We start from the raw sequence: 13,784 nt of genomic DNA, 5'->3' as shown, positions 1-13,784 counted from the left end.
CATTTGAAAAATTGGGAACCACCAGGCAAAAGCTGACAAAAAATAAATGTGTATTCTGTCCAGCGAGAAACTGCGTTAGCGCGTCCAGTAGCGTTCGTACTCGTGCTCGGCAAAGTCCGCGAGCAGAAAGTCGATGAATACGCGCAGTTTGGTCGGCATGTAGCGACGGCTTTGAAAGGCCATGTTGATGGTCAGGCGCGGCAAGTCCCAATCATCCAGCACTGGGATCAGACGTCCCGCCACCAGGTCGGCATTGATGATGTACTTCGGCTGCACCAGGATGCCACCATGGGCCAAGGCCGCTGCGCGGACAATCTGGCCGTCGTTGGTTTCCAGGATAGGGTCGACCTTGAGCACGCGTTCTTCGTCACCTTTGGTAAAGCGCATGACCCGGGGCTGGTTGGCGTGGCTGTAAATCAACAGATCGTGATTGGCCAGATCGTCGATGGTCTTCGGCGTGCCCTTGCGCTGCAGGTAACCGGGTGAAGCGGCCAGCACCCGACGTGTTTCGGCGAGACGGCGAATGGTGATGTTGGAATCGGGTTCGTATTCCTTGGTCCTGATCGCCAGATCGATTTCGCTGTCGATAATGTCGTAATAACGGTTTTCACCCAGCACTTTGACCGTGATATGCGGGTACTTCTTGCGAAACGCCGGGATCAGCGGTGCGATATGCAGCATGCAAAACGAAATTGAAGAGGTAATCGTCAAGGTGCCGACCGGCTGCACCAACGATTCGCTGAGCGAGGCCTCGGCTTCCTTCAACTCACCGAGCAGGCTCTTGCAACTCGCATAAAATTGATGACCGGAGTTGGTCAGGGCCAAACGCCGCGTGTTGCGGTCAATCAATCTGACATTCAGTCGCTGCTCCAACGCAACCAAGTGCCGGCTTGCAGCGGCATTCGACAGCCCGAGTATTTCCGCCGCCTTGGTCAGGGTGCCGACTTCAGCCGTCGTTACGAAAAGCTCCAGTTCGGTCAGCCGATCCATTCATTGCTCCGTTTTTATTTTTTCATATATGAAATAAAGAATTTCGCAGGCGGCCTTTTTCAACGCTGTGCGGAACTATAACGTGCAGCGCTATGACCTGAAAAGAGCGGCCCAAGACGTATCTCGCCAATCGCAAGCGTGCTTCGGGCTTTAGAAAACCAAGGAGTCAAGATGCGAAATCTGGACGAAGCGACCATTACACAAGCCGTATTGGCGCGTAATAGCAGCACCGCTGATGCGCGCTTGTGCGAGGTAATGACCAGCCTCGTACAACATCTTCATGCCTTCGCTCGCGATATCAAACTGACGGAAGAAGAGTGGCGAAGCGGCATTTATTTTCTCGAACAAGTGGGCAAAGCCTGCTCGTCCGATCGCCAGGAGTTTGTGCTCCTGTCACATACGTTGGGGCTGTCGACCCTGGTGCTGGCTCAGAATGACAGGAAGCCGTCGGGTTGCACTGAGGCAACAGCCTTCGACGTGCCACAGATTCACAACGCCACGGTGTATGACCTGGGTGCCGACATCAGTGCCGGGCTCCTCGGCGCCAAAGGGTACATGCATGGCACCATTCGCGACGCCAAAGGCAATCCGGTGCCGTCCGCTAACCTTCAGGTCAGCCAGGCAGGTGGCGACTTGAACACCGAGCGTGCCTTGCTACAAGCCGACCAACTCGGCCGATACTTTTTTTCCACCGTCGTGCCGCAAAACCACCGCGTACCCCATGACGGTCCTGTCGGCATGATGCTCACCGCACTCAATCGCCACGCCTGGCGCCCGGCGCATCTGGAGTTCGTGATCAGTGCCCCCGGATACAAACGGTTAGTCACTCAGGTTTTCCGCGAAGGTGATCCCTACCTGGATTCCGACGCTGTGTTCGGCGTGCGCTCGTCACTGATCACCCACTGGGCTCAACAACCTCCCGGCGAGACGCCGGACGGGACTGTCAGCCGCGATCCGTTCTATACCCTGGACTTCGATTTCCTCCTGGCGAAGGCGTAGTTGTCGATTACCTGGCCAATTCCAATCTCGAGGCCCCCATGAGCAACGAGCCGTCCATCACGGCGTTGATTTCAGCGCTGGAAGAACAACGTTATCAAGCGATGCAAAGTAATGACCTGGAGAACATTCAGCGTCTGCTTCATCCCGAACTCAGTTACGTCCACTCCAGCGGCAAAGTGGATAACCGCGACAGCTTCATGAAAAACTTGCGTGATAGACTTTCTATCTATCACCGCATTCAACACATTGTTCATAAGGTTTATCAATCAGGAGACACCGCCATGGTTTTCGGCGAAATGGTCGCCGATATCACTTCTCATGGCGTGGCTAAAACAATCGAAAACCGAACGTTAAATGTCTGGCTGCGGACAGGAACGAATTGGCAATTGTTTGCCTATCAACCGACCCCTATCGCCACTCGTTCATCATCCCTGCCTGTTTGCGGAGAATAGACATATGTCCACATCCCCTTTTATTTACAATGGCCAACCGTCGCGTGTCATCTTCGGCCAAGGTTCGCTGCAACAGTTGGAAGCGGAAATCGATCGACTGGGCGCCAAGCGTGCACTCGTCCTCTGCACGCCAGAACAACGCGCCCAAGCCGAAAATATTGCCCAACTGCTCGGCAACCGTGCAGCGGATATTTTCGACAAAGCCGTCATGCACGTGCCCATCGAAACCGCCCGTGAAGCCCGCGAACTCGCGCGCAAGCTGGGTGCCGATTGCGCCGTGGCGATTGGCGGCGGCTCAACCACAGGTCTCGGCAAGGCCATTGCGATGGATTCCGGGTTGCCTATCCTGGCAATCCCGACCACCTATGCCGGTTCTGAGATGACGCCAGTATTCGGCCTGACCGAAAACGGCCTCAAGCGCACCGGTAAAGATCCGCGCGTACAGCCCAAAACCGTGATCTACGACTCGGAGCTTACCGTCAGCCTGCCAGTCGATATGTCCATCACCAGCGGCATGAACGCCATTGCCCACGCCGCCGAAGGCTTGTATGCCCAGGACGGCAATCCGGTGATGTCGCTGATGGCCGAGGAAGGCATTCGAGCACTCGCCGCCGGCATGAAAACCATCCGTCAAAACCCAAGCGATCTCGACGCCCGCGATGACTGCCTGTATGGCGCCTGGCTCTGCGGTACCGTGCTCGGCAACGTCGGCATGGCGTTGCATCACAAGCTTTGCCACACCCTGGGCGGCAGTTTCAACCTACCCCATGCACAAACCCATACCATCGTACTGCCGCACGCTATTGCCTACAATCAGTCTGCCGCACCGGCCTTGTCGCGTATTTGTCGGGCGTTGAGCGTTGAGGATTGCAGCCCGGCGGCAGCTCTGTTCGACCTGTCCAGTTCACTGGGTGCACCGACCCGGCTGAAGGACCTGGGCTTGACCGAGGCCGACCTCGATCGCGCGACAGATATCGCCTTGTCCAACCCCTACTGGAACCCACGGCCGATAGAAGCAAAGGCTATCCGGCAGTTGCTGCAAGATGCGTACGAAGGCGTTCGTCCAGCCTAAAACGGATGAGTCAGTAAGGCAGATTGAACGGCGTGACGATCTGCAGCTGTGACGACGCTATCGGCCCGTCCTTCCACTGGCGATGAGATTGCAGGATATACAGGAACACGTGGCGAGCATCGATCTGCAAGTTGTGGTCGATGATCGCGGCGATTTTCTCCTCGGCCAGTAGTTGCCGGTTTTCCTCGTCCAGGTCGTGGCCGATAAACACCTCAAGCGGTCGATCCAGTGCGGCGAACGCATCAACAATCGCCCGGTGCCCCCGCCCACGCTGTAGACCGCCCTGAGGTCGGGGTGCTGTTTCAGCGCCTCGACCACACGCTCGAAAGTGCGCTCGTAAACCCCGTAGCCACCGCTGATGTCCAGCACTCGAAAATGCGCGGCACGGCTGCGCAGCCAAATGCGAAAGCCCATCTCCCGCTCTTCTTCACCGCGAAACAGCTCGCTACCGATGCCTACGGCAACGTCCTGCGGCTGTGGCGCCAGCCACCGCGATAGCAGGTACTTGGCGGTCTGCCCGGCCGTGCGGTTGTCCATGCCGTCATAGCCGATACGCTCGCTGTGCGGAAGGTCAGTGACCAGCGTGACTACCGGAATACCGGCGGCAGCTAATTGCTTGATCGCCAGATTTACCGCCGGCTCGTCGGCGGCCTTGAGCACCACGCCCTGGCTGCCGGCGCTGGCGCAGCGCAGCGGAACGTACGCCCCGGTTTACCAGCGATTCAGAGATTGGCGAAATCGAGGCACGTTCAGCCAGATGCTCAAGCGATTGCACCTCAGGCTCAACGAACAAGGGCTGATTGATCTGGACACCTGGATGATCGATTCCTCAGCCGTAAAGGCAACCCGAGCCTCTTCAGGCGCCGGAAAAAAAGGGGGCTTGAAGAGCCAGAAGAACACGCGCCAGGTCCAAGTCGCGGTGGTCTTACGACGAAAATTCACATGCTCTGCGATGCCAATGGAGTACCGCTGTGCTTCAAGCTATCGGGCGGACAGGCCAGCGACATTGCCTATGCCCAGCCGTTGCTTGAAGACGCTCATGTCCATCCTCGCAAGCGTTGCCGGTGGCGGCTGGCCGTTTTCGTACGGAGCCTAACGATGTGCTACCAGAGCTGCCACTCAACAACCCATACTTGCAACTGCCCCGTGATACTGGGTAGAAACGATCTGACAAGGAGCTCTCCTCAGCCCTGTCGCCTCATGTTGGAGGCGAAACAGTTCAACGCGTCTGGCACACCATGAATGGCGTAAGAGCAATCACCAGTTCACGAATACCTTCAACGCGACTAGACCATGACTCTCCGAGACTGAACACCTAGCGCTGATTGAAAACTGACCGACACCTAGGTATCCGTCCTCTTGTAGACAATCAGCGCAGCAATGACGATCTAGAGGTTCGCCGTTCTGCATCAACCCGCGCACAGGCCGGCGGCGTCGGACTCTCCACAGAAAGAGCGTCGCGTAGCACCTGCTCCAGGAGGTCGAAAAAACCTCGTATATGGGCCTGTTTCAATGCTTGCGGCCGGGTCACCAGATAGACCTCCATCTCCGGCAGGGGGATCTCCGGAAACAGCGCTATCAGGTCCTTCGCCAGTAGCCGAGGCAGCACGGCAGCGCCCATCCCTCGCCTCACGGCCTCTAGCTGTGCCACGAACGAGTTCACGCTGATCGGCGCACGCTTGAGGCCCGCAGCCTTGGCGGCGCGCATTTGCGGCAACATGTCCTGCGGCGCAAGCAACGCGATAGTGGACACCGTCGCCGGTACCACGTTTGGGAAGCGCCGCAGATAAGCCGCGTCGGCGAAGACACCATAGGTCAGCTTGCCCATGGGTCGATAAACCAGCGATGGCTCGCCCAAGTGAACGGTACGGATCGCGATATCCGCCACTCCGCGGGCGATCTTGTGAAAGTCGGCAGTCACCAGCAACTCCACCGAGCAACGTGGATGAAGGGAGGTAAAGCGATGGGCAGCCTCCAGCACGCAAGACGAGAACCCCTCCCCCGCACTGACCAGGACACTGCCCGAAAGCTCTGTTTCCAGGGTTGCCCCAGCGGCAGCGGCCTGACGCCGCAAGCCCTCTTCTGCGGCCAGGGCCACTTCAACCAGGGAATGGCCGCGTGCGGTCAGCCAACAGCCTTCAACACCGCGCTCAACGAGTGGCTCGCCGAGTGCGCCTTCAAGCTGGCTGATCCGTCGGGAAACCGTCGACGCCGCAATGCCCAGCAATTGGCCGGCCTGCAGGAAACTGCCGCGCCGCGAGATCGCCAGTAACAGGCGAAGATCATCCCAGTTTGCTTGCGACGCCATATCTTCTGCCCACCACTTTGCAAATTTGCAAAGCCATTATGCGGCAATCGCCGTTTTTCGTGATGAATGAAAAAGCCATATTGGCAGTCCTCGAAAACCAATGGAATGAAGTGTATGGCCACCGCCCCTCATGACTCTGCAAAGCCCGCCACCAAAGCCTTCAACCGCCGCATGGTTTGCGAAGGCTTCCCCCTGCATGACTCCACCGAATTCACGTTTAAAATTGACGCGCGCGAGGCATGACCCCATGCACACGACATTCGTTACGGGCGCCACCGGCCTGTTGGGCAATAACCTCGTGCGTGAACTGCTCGCCCATGGCTGCGCGGTCAAAGCCCTGGTCCGCTCAAGACGCAAAGGTGAACAGCAGTTCAAGAATCTTCAAGGCGTGGAATTGATCGTCGGTGACATGGGCGATGTCGACGCATTCGCCCCGGCGCTGCTAGGCTGCGATACGGTATTTCACACCGCAGCGTTCTTTCGGGATAACTACAAGGGCGGCAGCCACTGGGAGGCGCTCGAACGGATCAACGTGGAAGGTACGCGGCACTTGCTCGATCTGGCGTACAAAGCCGGTATCCGGCGCTTTATCCAGACGTCCTCGATAGCCGTGCTCAACGGAGCACCTGGCTCACCCATCGACGAGACTTGCCTGCGGGCCGAAGCCGACGCGGATGATTACTATCGCAGTAAAATCCGCGCCGACCGTGTCGTGTTGTCGTTCCTCGAAGCACATCCCGACATGCAGGCCTGCATGGTGCTACCGGGCTGGATGTGGGGCCCTGGCGATCTTGGTCCGACTTCCTCGGGCCAACTGCTCATTGATGTCCTGCACAACAAACTGCCCGGCCTGGTTCCCGGCAGTTTCTCCGTTGTCGATGCCCGCGATGTGGCCCTGGCACAGATCGCCGCCGCCCAGCACGGACGCAGTGGCGAGCGCTACCTGGCGGCAGGTCGACACATGGCAATGGGTGAGTTGGTTGCGTTGTTGGGCCAGATAGCGGGCGTCGAGACGCCAAAACGCACATTGCCGTTGCCACTGCTATACGCATTGGCCTATGTCCAGGAGCTCTATGCGCGCCTGACCGGCCGCCCCGTTCTGTTGAGCATGGCGACGGTGCGCTTGATGGTGCGCGAAGCCGGACGCACTCATTTCAACCCGCACAAGAGCGAACAGGCGCTTGGCTTGCGGTTTCGCCCTGTCGAGCAGACCCTTCGCGATACGCTAGCCTGGCACCGCGATCACGGCAGGCTTTCAGAACGCTAGGCTTCGTACGAAAACCTTCGAAACCCATTCAAGCCGCACGAAAGCCAGGATCCAGTAAAGTCCGCGACCATCAAAAGGCAGGAGCCTCCGATGGCAAATTGTGGGTGATGTGCTCAGGAGCTGCATGGCGTGATATGCCCGAGCGCTTTGGGCCTTGGTCAACCGTTTACCAGCGGTTCAGAGATTGGCGAAATCGAGGCACGTTCAGCCAGATGCTCAAGCGATTGCACCTCAGGCTCAACGAGCAAGGGCTGATTGATCTGATAACCGAGCCGGGGATAGATCGAGAGGTTATCTGTCATCTTTTTATTAGTGTAGAGATGGACAGCGTTCACGCCGTACTGTCGGGCAGCATCTTCACAAAAGCTGATCAGTGCCTTCCCAACACCACGTCCTGCTGCATTAGGCAGGACGGCCACGTTCTCCAACAGGAAATACCCCTCTTTGGCATAGAACACAATAAAGCCCTGAAAGCTGGCTTGATCGTCCGTCGCCACATAGACCACTCCTGCCGCTATCTGCGTGCTGAAATCGGCGTCGGGGCTGGCTTGCGCCCAATCACCGGCACATAACGACTGTAGGCCTGTTCAGCGCAACTCCTGATGTTGGACTCATCACTTGCCTCGGCTAACCGGATCATATCGCTCTCCTTACGGAGTTCTACACTGCTGGGCTGCCGTCTACTGATACGGCTACGGTTGCCCGCTCTTACTGGGCCCTCTGGGTAGGTATCCGATATCGCCCTTTCACCAGAACAGGAAATTAAGCATACTGGCCATCCGACATCAACCTCACAAGGAGTGCGTAATGAAGGTATCGATCAACCTCCGCTTGACCCTCGGTTCGGACAATTACAACGTCAACTTGGATCTCCCCGGCAGCGCCCCGTCAGCCGAGAGCCCTTTCTTGTTCGGGGTCGACCAGTTCAAGCTCAAGACAGGCGAGGACACTGTCGACGAGACAAGCATCGACAAACTGCTGCAGGTTGCCATCGGGGATAGTGGTCAGCTCTACGTGGCGGTCAAGCCACCCAAGTCGCTGATCCATGCCGCCGGAGTCGACGAGGTGGTCAAGAACCTCGAGGTACTGGTTGCCGAAGGTGAATACGATCCTAAGGGCCACAAGTTCAAGCCCAAAAACACCCCGTAGAACCCTTGACCTGATGTTGGCGACCCCTCTGCTCGCAACAACCAGCCTTCGGAACACTGGCGGCATACGCAATGGACGCAAAAGAGCTGCTCGCACATCTGCGACAAGGATTTCCTGAAGCGCAACGATCGGGCGTTTTGGACACCGCAAAGCTTCCGGGTACGCCCTGCGACGCGGTCTTCAAGGCGCTCGGCCTGCCTGTGCAGTTCACGCTGCACAGCAAGCAGGGCTGGGTCGAAAGTGCTCAGGCCTGCGTCCTGCGCGGATACGCCGAGCAGACGCTGCTGGGCGTGAAAAAGCCCTCGGTGTTTCTGCGTGTGCAGCCAGATGGCCCGGGGTGCCAGGTACTGCTGGGCATCAACCTGCCGGTGAACTGGCAGTTCATCGATGCCTTTCCGGACGCTTCCTATCCGATTCTCGCCACCCTCGCCTGCCGCAGCCTGCTGGTTGCCAGCGGCAACATCAGCGCTCCGCTCAGTTGGTTGCAACAGGTCAGCGAGGTGTGTCCCGCTGACGAGGTGCCTGCGGTGGATGGCAAGCGCCTCGTCGCCGGCCCGGGCGCCAGCCTGTTCGGCTGGGACAGCGACGCCAGCGACCTGATCGGTGTAGACACCCTTTTGACGCTGCTGCGACAACCCACCCTGAAAGTCGCCATCTCCATGGGGCTGGGAGGCCCTGCACTGGCGAACCCCCTGGGTGAAAATGCTCCGCTGGTTGCAAACAACCTGCCGGCGCCGTACCGAAACGGCTCCGCCCTGCTGCGGCGCAACGAAACCTGGTGTGGTTTCAACCGAGAAAGCCGCAGCGTGAGCCATGCCTACCTGTCGCTGCATGCCCTTGGCGACAAGGGATGGGATATTTGCCCTGGGTTGATCAACCTCAGCGATGTGCAACTGCGCTTCAGTACCCTGCGGCCACCGGACCGGGACAGCATCCTGTCCTTCGCTCTGCAGGGCGTGTTCACCCTGGGCGGGCTGCCCTTGCTGATCAAGGGGCACCTGCCGGGCAAGATCCTCAGTGGAGGCCTTGATCCGGCCAGACCGGCACCCTCGCTGACGACCTTCGTGAGTGAGGTCTTCCAGCACGAGATTTCGGGAGAGATGACCATCGAGCGCCTGGAGTTCTGGGCCAAGACCACGGAGTCCTTGTACGGCGCCGAACTGAGCATCGCAGGTGACTGGCTGTTCAACATCGGCCATGAACGTTTCCTCGCTTTCCATCGCTTGGAAATGCGCATGCAGCGTGACCTGCAGGGGTTAACCGGTGCGCTGGCGGGCGGCTTTCGCATCGATGAGCACAACGAATTCGATATCGGCCTCGACCTGGCCAGTGACACCAAGAGCATCACCGGCGGCTGGTCCAACTCCGACAGTCCGCCCGCGCTGAATGACCTGTTGCGCGCCTTGCACCTGCCACAGATCGGCGAGTTGCCAGGCGGCCTGCAACTGCGCCTGTGCGGCGCCCGCTTCACGCTCCAGAGGCAATCCGATGCGCTGTCTTTCGCCCTTGAGTTCTCGGCGCAGTTGGGCACTGAGCAGGAGCCGAACGGCAACCACATCAGCAAGGCATTGCTGATAGCCGGGCGCCGATCGAAGAACGATCCATGGGGATACCTGTATGCCATGGACCTGGCCCTCAAGCTGGACCTGGGCCTGGACAGGATTCCCCTGGCGGGCAGGCTGGTACCCGAGGACAGCGACCACTTCGGTATCGAGCGCGTGCGCCTGATCGCGGCGAGCAAGGTCCTGCCGCCTATCCCCACAGACAGCCCGCTGACCGAGTTGGCCGGGCAATCGTTCGACGGTGGCCTGTCCCTGGCGGTGGACCTGAAGATAGGCAGCGAGCCGAGCAAGACCCTGATGGTACGCTTCGGCGGCCAAACGAGAGTGCCACAAGCGGCAGAGCCGGCCAAGCCCGTTGCGCCAGCCGTGCCAGCGGCGCCAGTCAAGCCAGTTGCGCCAGAAGAGGCCGCATCGCCACTGCCGGAAGATGAAGAACAACCGAGCGCCGACAAGGTCGCCTGGATCAAGGTCCAGCGCGCCCTTGGGCCGCTGCGTTTGCAGCGCATCGGCTTCAGCATGACCGACCAGGGTAGCGTTGCCGTGTTGCTCGATGCCGGCCTCGACACCCGTGGGCTGAGCATCATGCTCAGCGGACTGCAAGCGGATATCCCACTGCTGGGTGACGTCAGGACGCCGACATTCGATCTGGCCGGGCTGGCCGTGCAGTACCGCAGCGCGGCGCTGACAATCGGCGGCGCCCTGGCTCGCCTCGGTTCCCAAGAGCAGCCGACCTACGATGGCCAACTGACGGTCAGCTCCGGACGCTTTGGCGCCATGGCACTGGGCAGTTATACCGAGGTCGACGGGCGACCGTCCTTCACCGCGTTCACCTTCATCAACGTGCCGCTGGGCGGCCCACCGTGCTTCTTCGTTACCGGCCTGGCCGCCGGGGTCGGTTTCAACCGCGCGCTGCGCCTGCCCGAGGTGGACAAAATTGGACAGTTCCCGCTGATCCAGGCAGCGATGGGCACGTACACCGAGCAGCAGGCAAAGGACAGCCTCAGCACGTACATTGAACCAGCGGCCGATCAGGACTGGTTCGCCGCCGGCGTACGCTTCAGCTCGTTCAAGATGATCGAAAGCTTTGCCTTGCTGACCCTGTCCTTCGGGACCCGCAGCGAAGTCGCACTGCTCGGTCAGAGCACCCTGAGCCTGCCTCCCTCCACGTCGACGAAACCGGCGGTGACGGTGGTGCACGCCGAGCTGCTGTTAAAGGCCTGTCTGCAACTGGAGGAAGGTTTGCTGGCGGTGCATGCGCAGCTGTCGTCGACTTCCTGGGTATTCAGTCGCGATGCACGGCTGACCGGTGGCTTCGCCTTCTACCTGTGGTTCGGCAATAGCCCCTTTGCCGGTGACTTCGTCGTCACCCTGGGCGGCTACCACCCACAGTTCAAGGTGCCGACGCACTACCCGCAAGTCCCGCGCCTGGGCCTGAACTGGCGGGTCTCGGACAAGCTGACGATCAAGGGCGAGTTGTACTTCGCCTTGACGCCCTCGGTGATCATGGCCGGCGGCCTGCTCGATGCCACCTGGCAGAGCAGTGGCGTACAGGCCTGGTTTCAAGTACAGACCCACTTCCTGATCCGCTTCAAGCCATTCGCCTACCGAATCAGCGCCACGGTCAGCATCGGGGTCTCGGTCAAAGTCGATCTGTGGCTGAGCTCCTATACCCTCAATGCTCGGGTCAACGCCAATCTCGACCTGTGGGGCCCGGAGTTCGGCGGCCTGGCGCTGGTCGACCTGTCAGTGGTGTCCTTCACCATCGACTTCGGCGACCAGAAGCGACCCAGCGATAGACCCATCGATTGGCAGGAGTTTCGTGAGTCGTTCCTTCCGGCCCCGACCGCTCTCAAACCCGACCAGCCGCCCCCCACGCAGAGTCCGCTGATCGGTATCAGTGCCCCGAGTGGGCTGCTGGGTACCATCGAGCGAAAAGGCCAGCCGCTGTGGAAAGTCGACCCCGCCAATCTGCGACTGGTGCTGAGCAACCCGGTGCCGGTGACCCATGTGAACAGTTCACTGTTGCCGGCACCAGGCGACTGGAATCGCCAACTGGGCGTAGCCCCCATGGAAAAACCACAGGGGTCACTGACCAGTACGTTGTACCTGAGCATCCAGCGCATCGATAAAAAGGATGGCGGCAGCTGGAACAGCCAGGCGCTGCGGAGCAGTGTACCGGCCGGTCTGTGGGGCAATGGCGGCGCCACCCTGCAGGGTTCGGCGATGCTGGCCGACGTCCTGATCGGCCTCGATCTGTGCCCCGCGCCGCGTGCCGCGCCAGGTAGCCTGAGCGTCCCGCTCGGCCACCTCCAGGCGCCAACGCCGATAACGTTCGCAGTCGAGTGCTCGAACAGCAAACCCGCCAACGCGCCCTACAAGCCAGACAACACCCTGGAACAGCTAAGCGAGTCCCTAGGCAGCCAGCCGTCGAGCACCACGCGCAACGACATCCTTGCCGCCCTGAAGCGACAGCAGCAGGCCACTGCCGCCACCCTCGACCTGAGCAAGACTACCAGCAACGCGCCCGCCCTTTTCCGCGCGGCGCCGCACCTGTGCTCGCTGGGGGCTGTATGAAACAAAGTATCCCCCGCTTCGACTGCACCGCCGCCGGCGGTCTTCCAAGGAATCCGCCAGCATGGAGCTGAATACCCAAGATCCGGACAACCCGTCCCTGACCCTCATCCCCTACCTGTTGCCACCGCTGGCCAGCGGCGAATACCGCATCAGTGCCAGCCAGACCGTGGAAATCGGCGGCGCGAATCAGGACACCTTCAAGTCAGTCCAGGACTTCGTGGTCCTGGGAGAACGCTATCGTCTTGACCCGGCATTGCTCAACAGCCAATCACCACGCAATGGCGCCCGCGGCGATTTTTCCCGGCAGTTGCCCCACGTTGTGCTGAACGCCGCCACCTTGCCCTGGCAGCGCTCGCCCTTCGTCGAACCGGCCGCGACGGGCGAGGCACCGCCAAGCTGGCTGGCCGTAATGCTGTTCGATGAAAGCGATCCACCACCGCCCGCACAGTCACTGACCCTGGCCAATCTGCTCGGCAGCGATACGCTCTTCTTTCCCGCACGCAACACGGAACCCGGAGAACAGGACACAGACCCGGTCACGGTGATCGATGTGGACATCGACCTGTTCAACGCCATCGCCCCATCGCTCAATGATTTGCGCTGGAACGCCCATGTGCGTCGCGTCGACCCGCAGGCCAAGGCCAGCCTCGACGGCAGCCTGCCGCCACTCGATTACGCGGTGGTGGTGGGCAATCGCCTGCCTGCCCCCGGGCACTCCTCGGTAGCACACCTGGTGTCGCTGGAGAATTTCGCCCCCTACTTGCCAGGGGACGAGGGCGAGCCGTCCAAGGCGTTGCCGGCCGGCACGCGCACCGTCCGCCTGGTGAGCCTGACCAGTTGGACCTTTAATTGCCGCGACGGCCAGCAGGGCTTTGCCCAGCTGTTCGGCGCCCTTGAGCCGGCCGCGCTGCGCATGCCCTGGGACAAGGACAACGCAGAGGATAGTGACGGCGACAAGCGGGTCGAGAATGCCTTCGGGCTTGGCTACAGTGCGATGAACCACGCACTGCGCAACGGCGAACACAGCGTGTCCTGGTACCGCGGCCCGCTGTTGCCTGTCAGCACCACGGGCCTGCCGAAAGTCTGGGCAAGCCATGCCGACGAACTGCTGCGCTACGACCCGGCCAGCGGCATGTTCGATGTCAGCTACAGCTCCGCCTGGCAGCTCGGACGGTTGCTGGCCCTGCAGAACAGCAGTTTCGCCAGCACCCTGTACCGCTGGAAGCTTGGCCACACTCAGCAACAACTGCAGTCCTGGGAAAACAATGATCTGGATGCGGCACTGGCAGACCTGCCCTCGAACGCCGCGCCAGGGCAAGCCACCGCAAGCCGTGTCGAACGGGTCTTGCTCGACCTGCTCAAGCAGGCCGTCGATGACCTGGGTGAATCCATCAACACGGGGAAAAACTGA

Annotated in this window: 10 protein-coding genes and 4 pseudogenes; 10 read left to right on the top strand and 4 right to left on the bottom strand. The window is 60.2% G+C overall.

Annotation, left to right across the window (positions count from 1 at the left end; all coding sequences use genetic code 11):
* Nucleotides 1-75 precede the first annotated feature (75 nt).
* Nucleotides 76-990: a LysR family transcriptional regulator gene (locus tag HX866_RS05705; protein WP_177091817.1), complete on the bottom strand. Its 915-nt coding sequence runs from the start codon at nt 988-990 to the stop codon at nt 76-78.
* A gap of 171 nt (nt 991-1,161) precedes the next feature.
* On the opposite strand from HX866_RS05705, the gene HX866_RS05700 reads away from it, so the two are divergent.
* The 3 genes from HX866_RS05700 to HX866_RS05690 are packed head-to-tail and all read left to right on the top strand — an operon-like array spanning nt 1,162 to nt 3,513.
* A complete protein-coding gene (locus HX866_RS05700; RefSeq protein WP_177138446.1) occupies nt 1,162-1,989 on the top strand; it encodes a dioxygenase in 828 nt (275 codons plus the stop codon).
* A gap of 38 nt (nt 1,990-2,027) precedes the next feature.
* Nucleotides 2,028-2,441: a nuclear transport factor 2 family protein gene (locus tag HX866_RS05695; RefSeq protein ID WP_177138444.1), complete on the top strand. Its 414-nt coding sequence runs from the start codon at nt 2,028-2,030 to the stop codon at nt 2,439-2,441.
* 4 nt (nt 2,442-2,445) lie between these two features.
* On the top strand, nt 2,446-3,513 hold the full coding sequence (locus HX866_RS05690) for a maleylacetate reductase (RefSeq protein ID WP_177138442.1): 1,068 nt from the start codon (nt 2,446-2,448) through the stop codon (nt 3,511-3,513).
* Between the two features lie 10 nt (nt 3,514-3,523).
* Here HX866_RS05690 and HX866_RS05685 read toward each other — a convergent pair.
* Nucleotides 3,524-4,206 (bottom strand): annotated as a pseudogene (locus HX866_RS05685) (substrate-binding domain-containing protein); the annotation flags it as partial.
* On the opposite strand from HX866_RS05685, the pseudogene HX866_RS05680 reads away from it, so the two are divergent.
* Nucleotides 4,193-4,590, top strand: a pseudogene (locus HX866_RS05680) (transposase); the annotation flags it as partial. The pseudogenes HX866_RS05685 and HX866_RS05680 sit on opposite strands and share 14 nt — an antisense overlap.
* Nucleotides 4,591-4,882: 292 nt before the next feature.
* Here HX866_RS05680 and HX866_RS05675 read toward each other — a convergent pair.
* Nucleotides 4,883-5,821 carry a LysR family transcriptional regulator gene (locus tag HX866_RS05675; RefSeq protein ID WP_177138440.1) on the bottom strand — a complete coding sequence of 313 codons (939 nt, stop codon included), beginning with the start codon at nt 5,819-5,821 and terminating at the stop codon, nt 4,883-4,885.
* A 114-nt stretch (nt 5,822-5,935) separates the two neighbouring features.
* Here HX866_RS05675 and HX866_RS34210 point away from each other — a divergent pair, with 114 nt between their 5' ends.
* From HX866_RS34210 to HX866_RS34205, 3 genes and pseudogenes are all read left to right on the top strand, one after another.
* Complete coding sequence (locus HX866_RS34210; RefSeq protein WP_256344825.1) at nt 5,936-6,064, top strand: hypothetical protein; 129 nt, start codon at nt 5,936-5,938, stop codon at nt 6,062-6,064.
* Between the two features lie 4 nt (nt 6,065-6,068).
* Entirely contained in the window at nt 6,069-7,088 is a 1,020-nt protein-coding gene (locus HX866_RS05670; RefSeq protein WP_177138437.1) for an SDR family oxidoreductase, read from the top strand.
* Between the two features lie 92 nt (nt 7,089-7,180).
* Nucleotides 7,181-7,357 (top strand): annotated as a pseudogene (locus HX866_RS34205) (transposase); the annotation flags it as partial.
* Nucleotides 7,358-7,408: 51 nt separating this feature from the next.
* Here the strand turns inward: HX866_RS34205 and HX866_RS34200 are convergent.
* Nucleotides 7,409-7,546 (bottom strand): annotated as a pseudogene (locus HX866_RS34200) (GNAT family N-acetyltransferase); the annotation flags it as partial.
* A gap of 349 nt (nt 7,547-7,895) precedes the next feature.
* Here HX866_RS34200 and HX866_RS05660 point away from each other — a divergent pair.
* From HX866_RS05660 to HX866_RS05650, 3 genes are all read left to right on the top strand, one after another.
* Entirely contained in the window at nt 7,896-8,237 is a 342-nt protein-coding gene (locus HX866_RS05660; RefSeq protein WP_177091811.1) for a hypothetical protein, read from the top strand.
* Between the two features lie 137 nt (nt 8,238-8,374).
* Nucleotides 8,375-12,373, top strand: coding sequence for a DUF6603 domain-containing protein (locus HX866_RS05655; RefSeq protein ID WP_256344824.1), 3,999 nt, complete (start codon nt 8,375-8,377; stop codon nt 12,371-12,373).
* A gap of 61 nt (nt 12,374-12,434) precedes the next feature.
* On the top strand, nt 12,435-13,784 hold the full coding sequence (locus HX866_RS05650) for a hypothetical protein (RefSeq protein WP_177138433.1): 1,350 nt from the start codon (nt 12,435-12,437) through the stop codon (nt 13,782-13,784).

Source organism: Pseudomonas gingeri (assembly GCF_013386165.1).
Taxonomy (GTDB): Bacteria; Pseudomonadota; Gammaproteobacteria; order Pseudomonadales; family Pseudomonadaceae; genus Aquipseudomonas; species Aquipseudomonas gingeri_C.
This window is presented reverse-complemented; position numbering and strand designations above follow the sequence as displayed.

Coding starts and splice junctions, on each gene's coding strand:
- HX866_RS05650 (WP_177138433.1), top strand. CDS start 12,435: ATGGAGCTGAATACCCAAGATCCGGACAACCCGTCCCTGACCCTCATC.
- HX866_RS05660 (WP_177091811.1), top strand. CDS start 7,896: ATGAAGGTATCGATCAACCTCCGCTTGACCCTCGGTTCGGACAATTAC.
- HX866_RS05675 (WP_177138440.1), bottom strand. CDS start 5,821: ATGGCGTCGCAAGCAAACTGGGATGATCTTCGCCTGTTACTGGCGATC.
- HX866_RS05670 (WP_177138437.1), top strand. CDS start 6,069: ATGCACACGACATTCGTTACGGGCGCCACCGGCCTGTTGGGCAATAAC.
- HX866_RS05705 (WP_177091817.1), bottom strand. CDS start 990: ATGGATCGGCTGACCGAACTGGAGCTTTTCGTAACGACGGCTGAAGTC.
- HX866_RS34210 (WP_256344825.1), top strand. CDS start 5,936: ATGGCCACCGCCCCTCATGACTCTGCAAAGCCCGCCACCAAAGCCTTC.
- HX866_RS05695 (WP_177138444.1), top strand. CDS start 2,028: ATGAGCAACGAGCCGTCCATCACGGCGTTGATTTCAGCGCTGGAAGAA.
- HX866_RS05690 (WP_177138442.1), top strand. CDS start 2,446: ATGTCCACATCCCCTTTTATTTACAATGGCCAACCGTCGCGTGTCATC.
- HX866_RS05700 (WP_177138446.1), top strand. CDS start 1,162: ATGCGAAATCTGGACGAAGCGACCATTACACAAGCCGTATTGGCGCGT.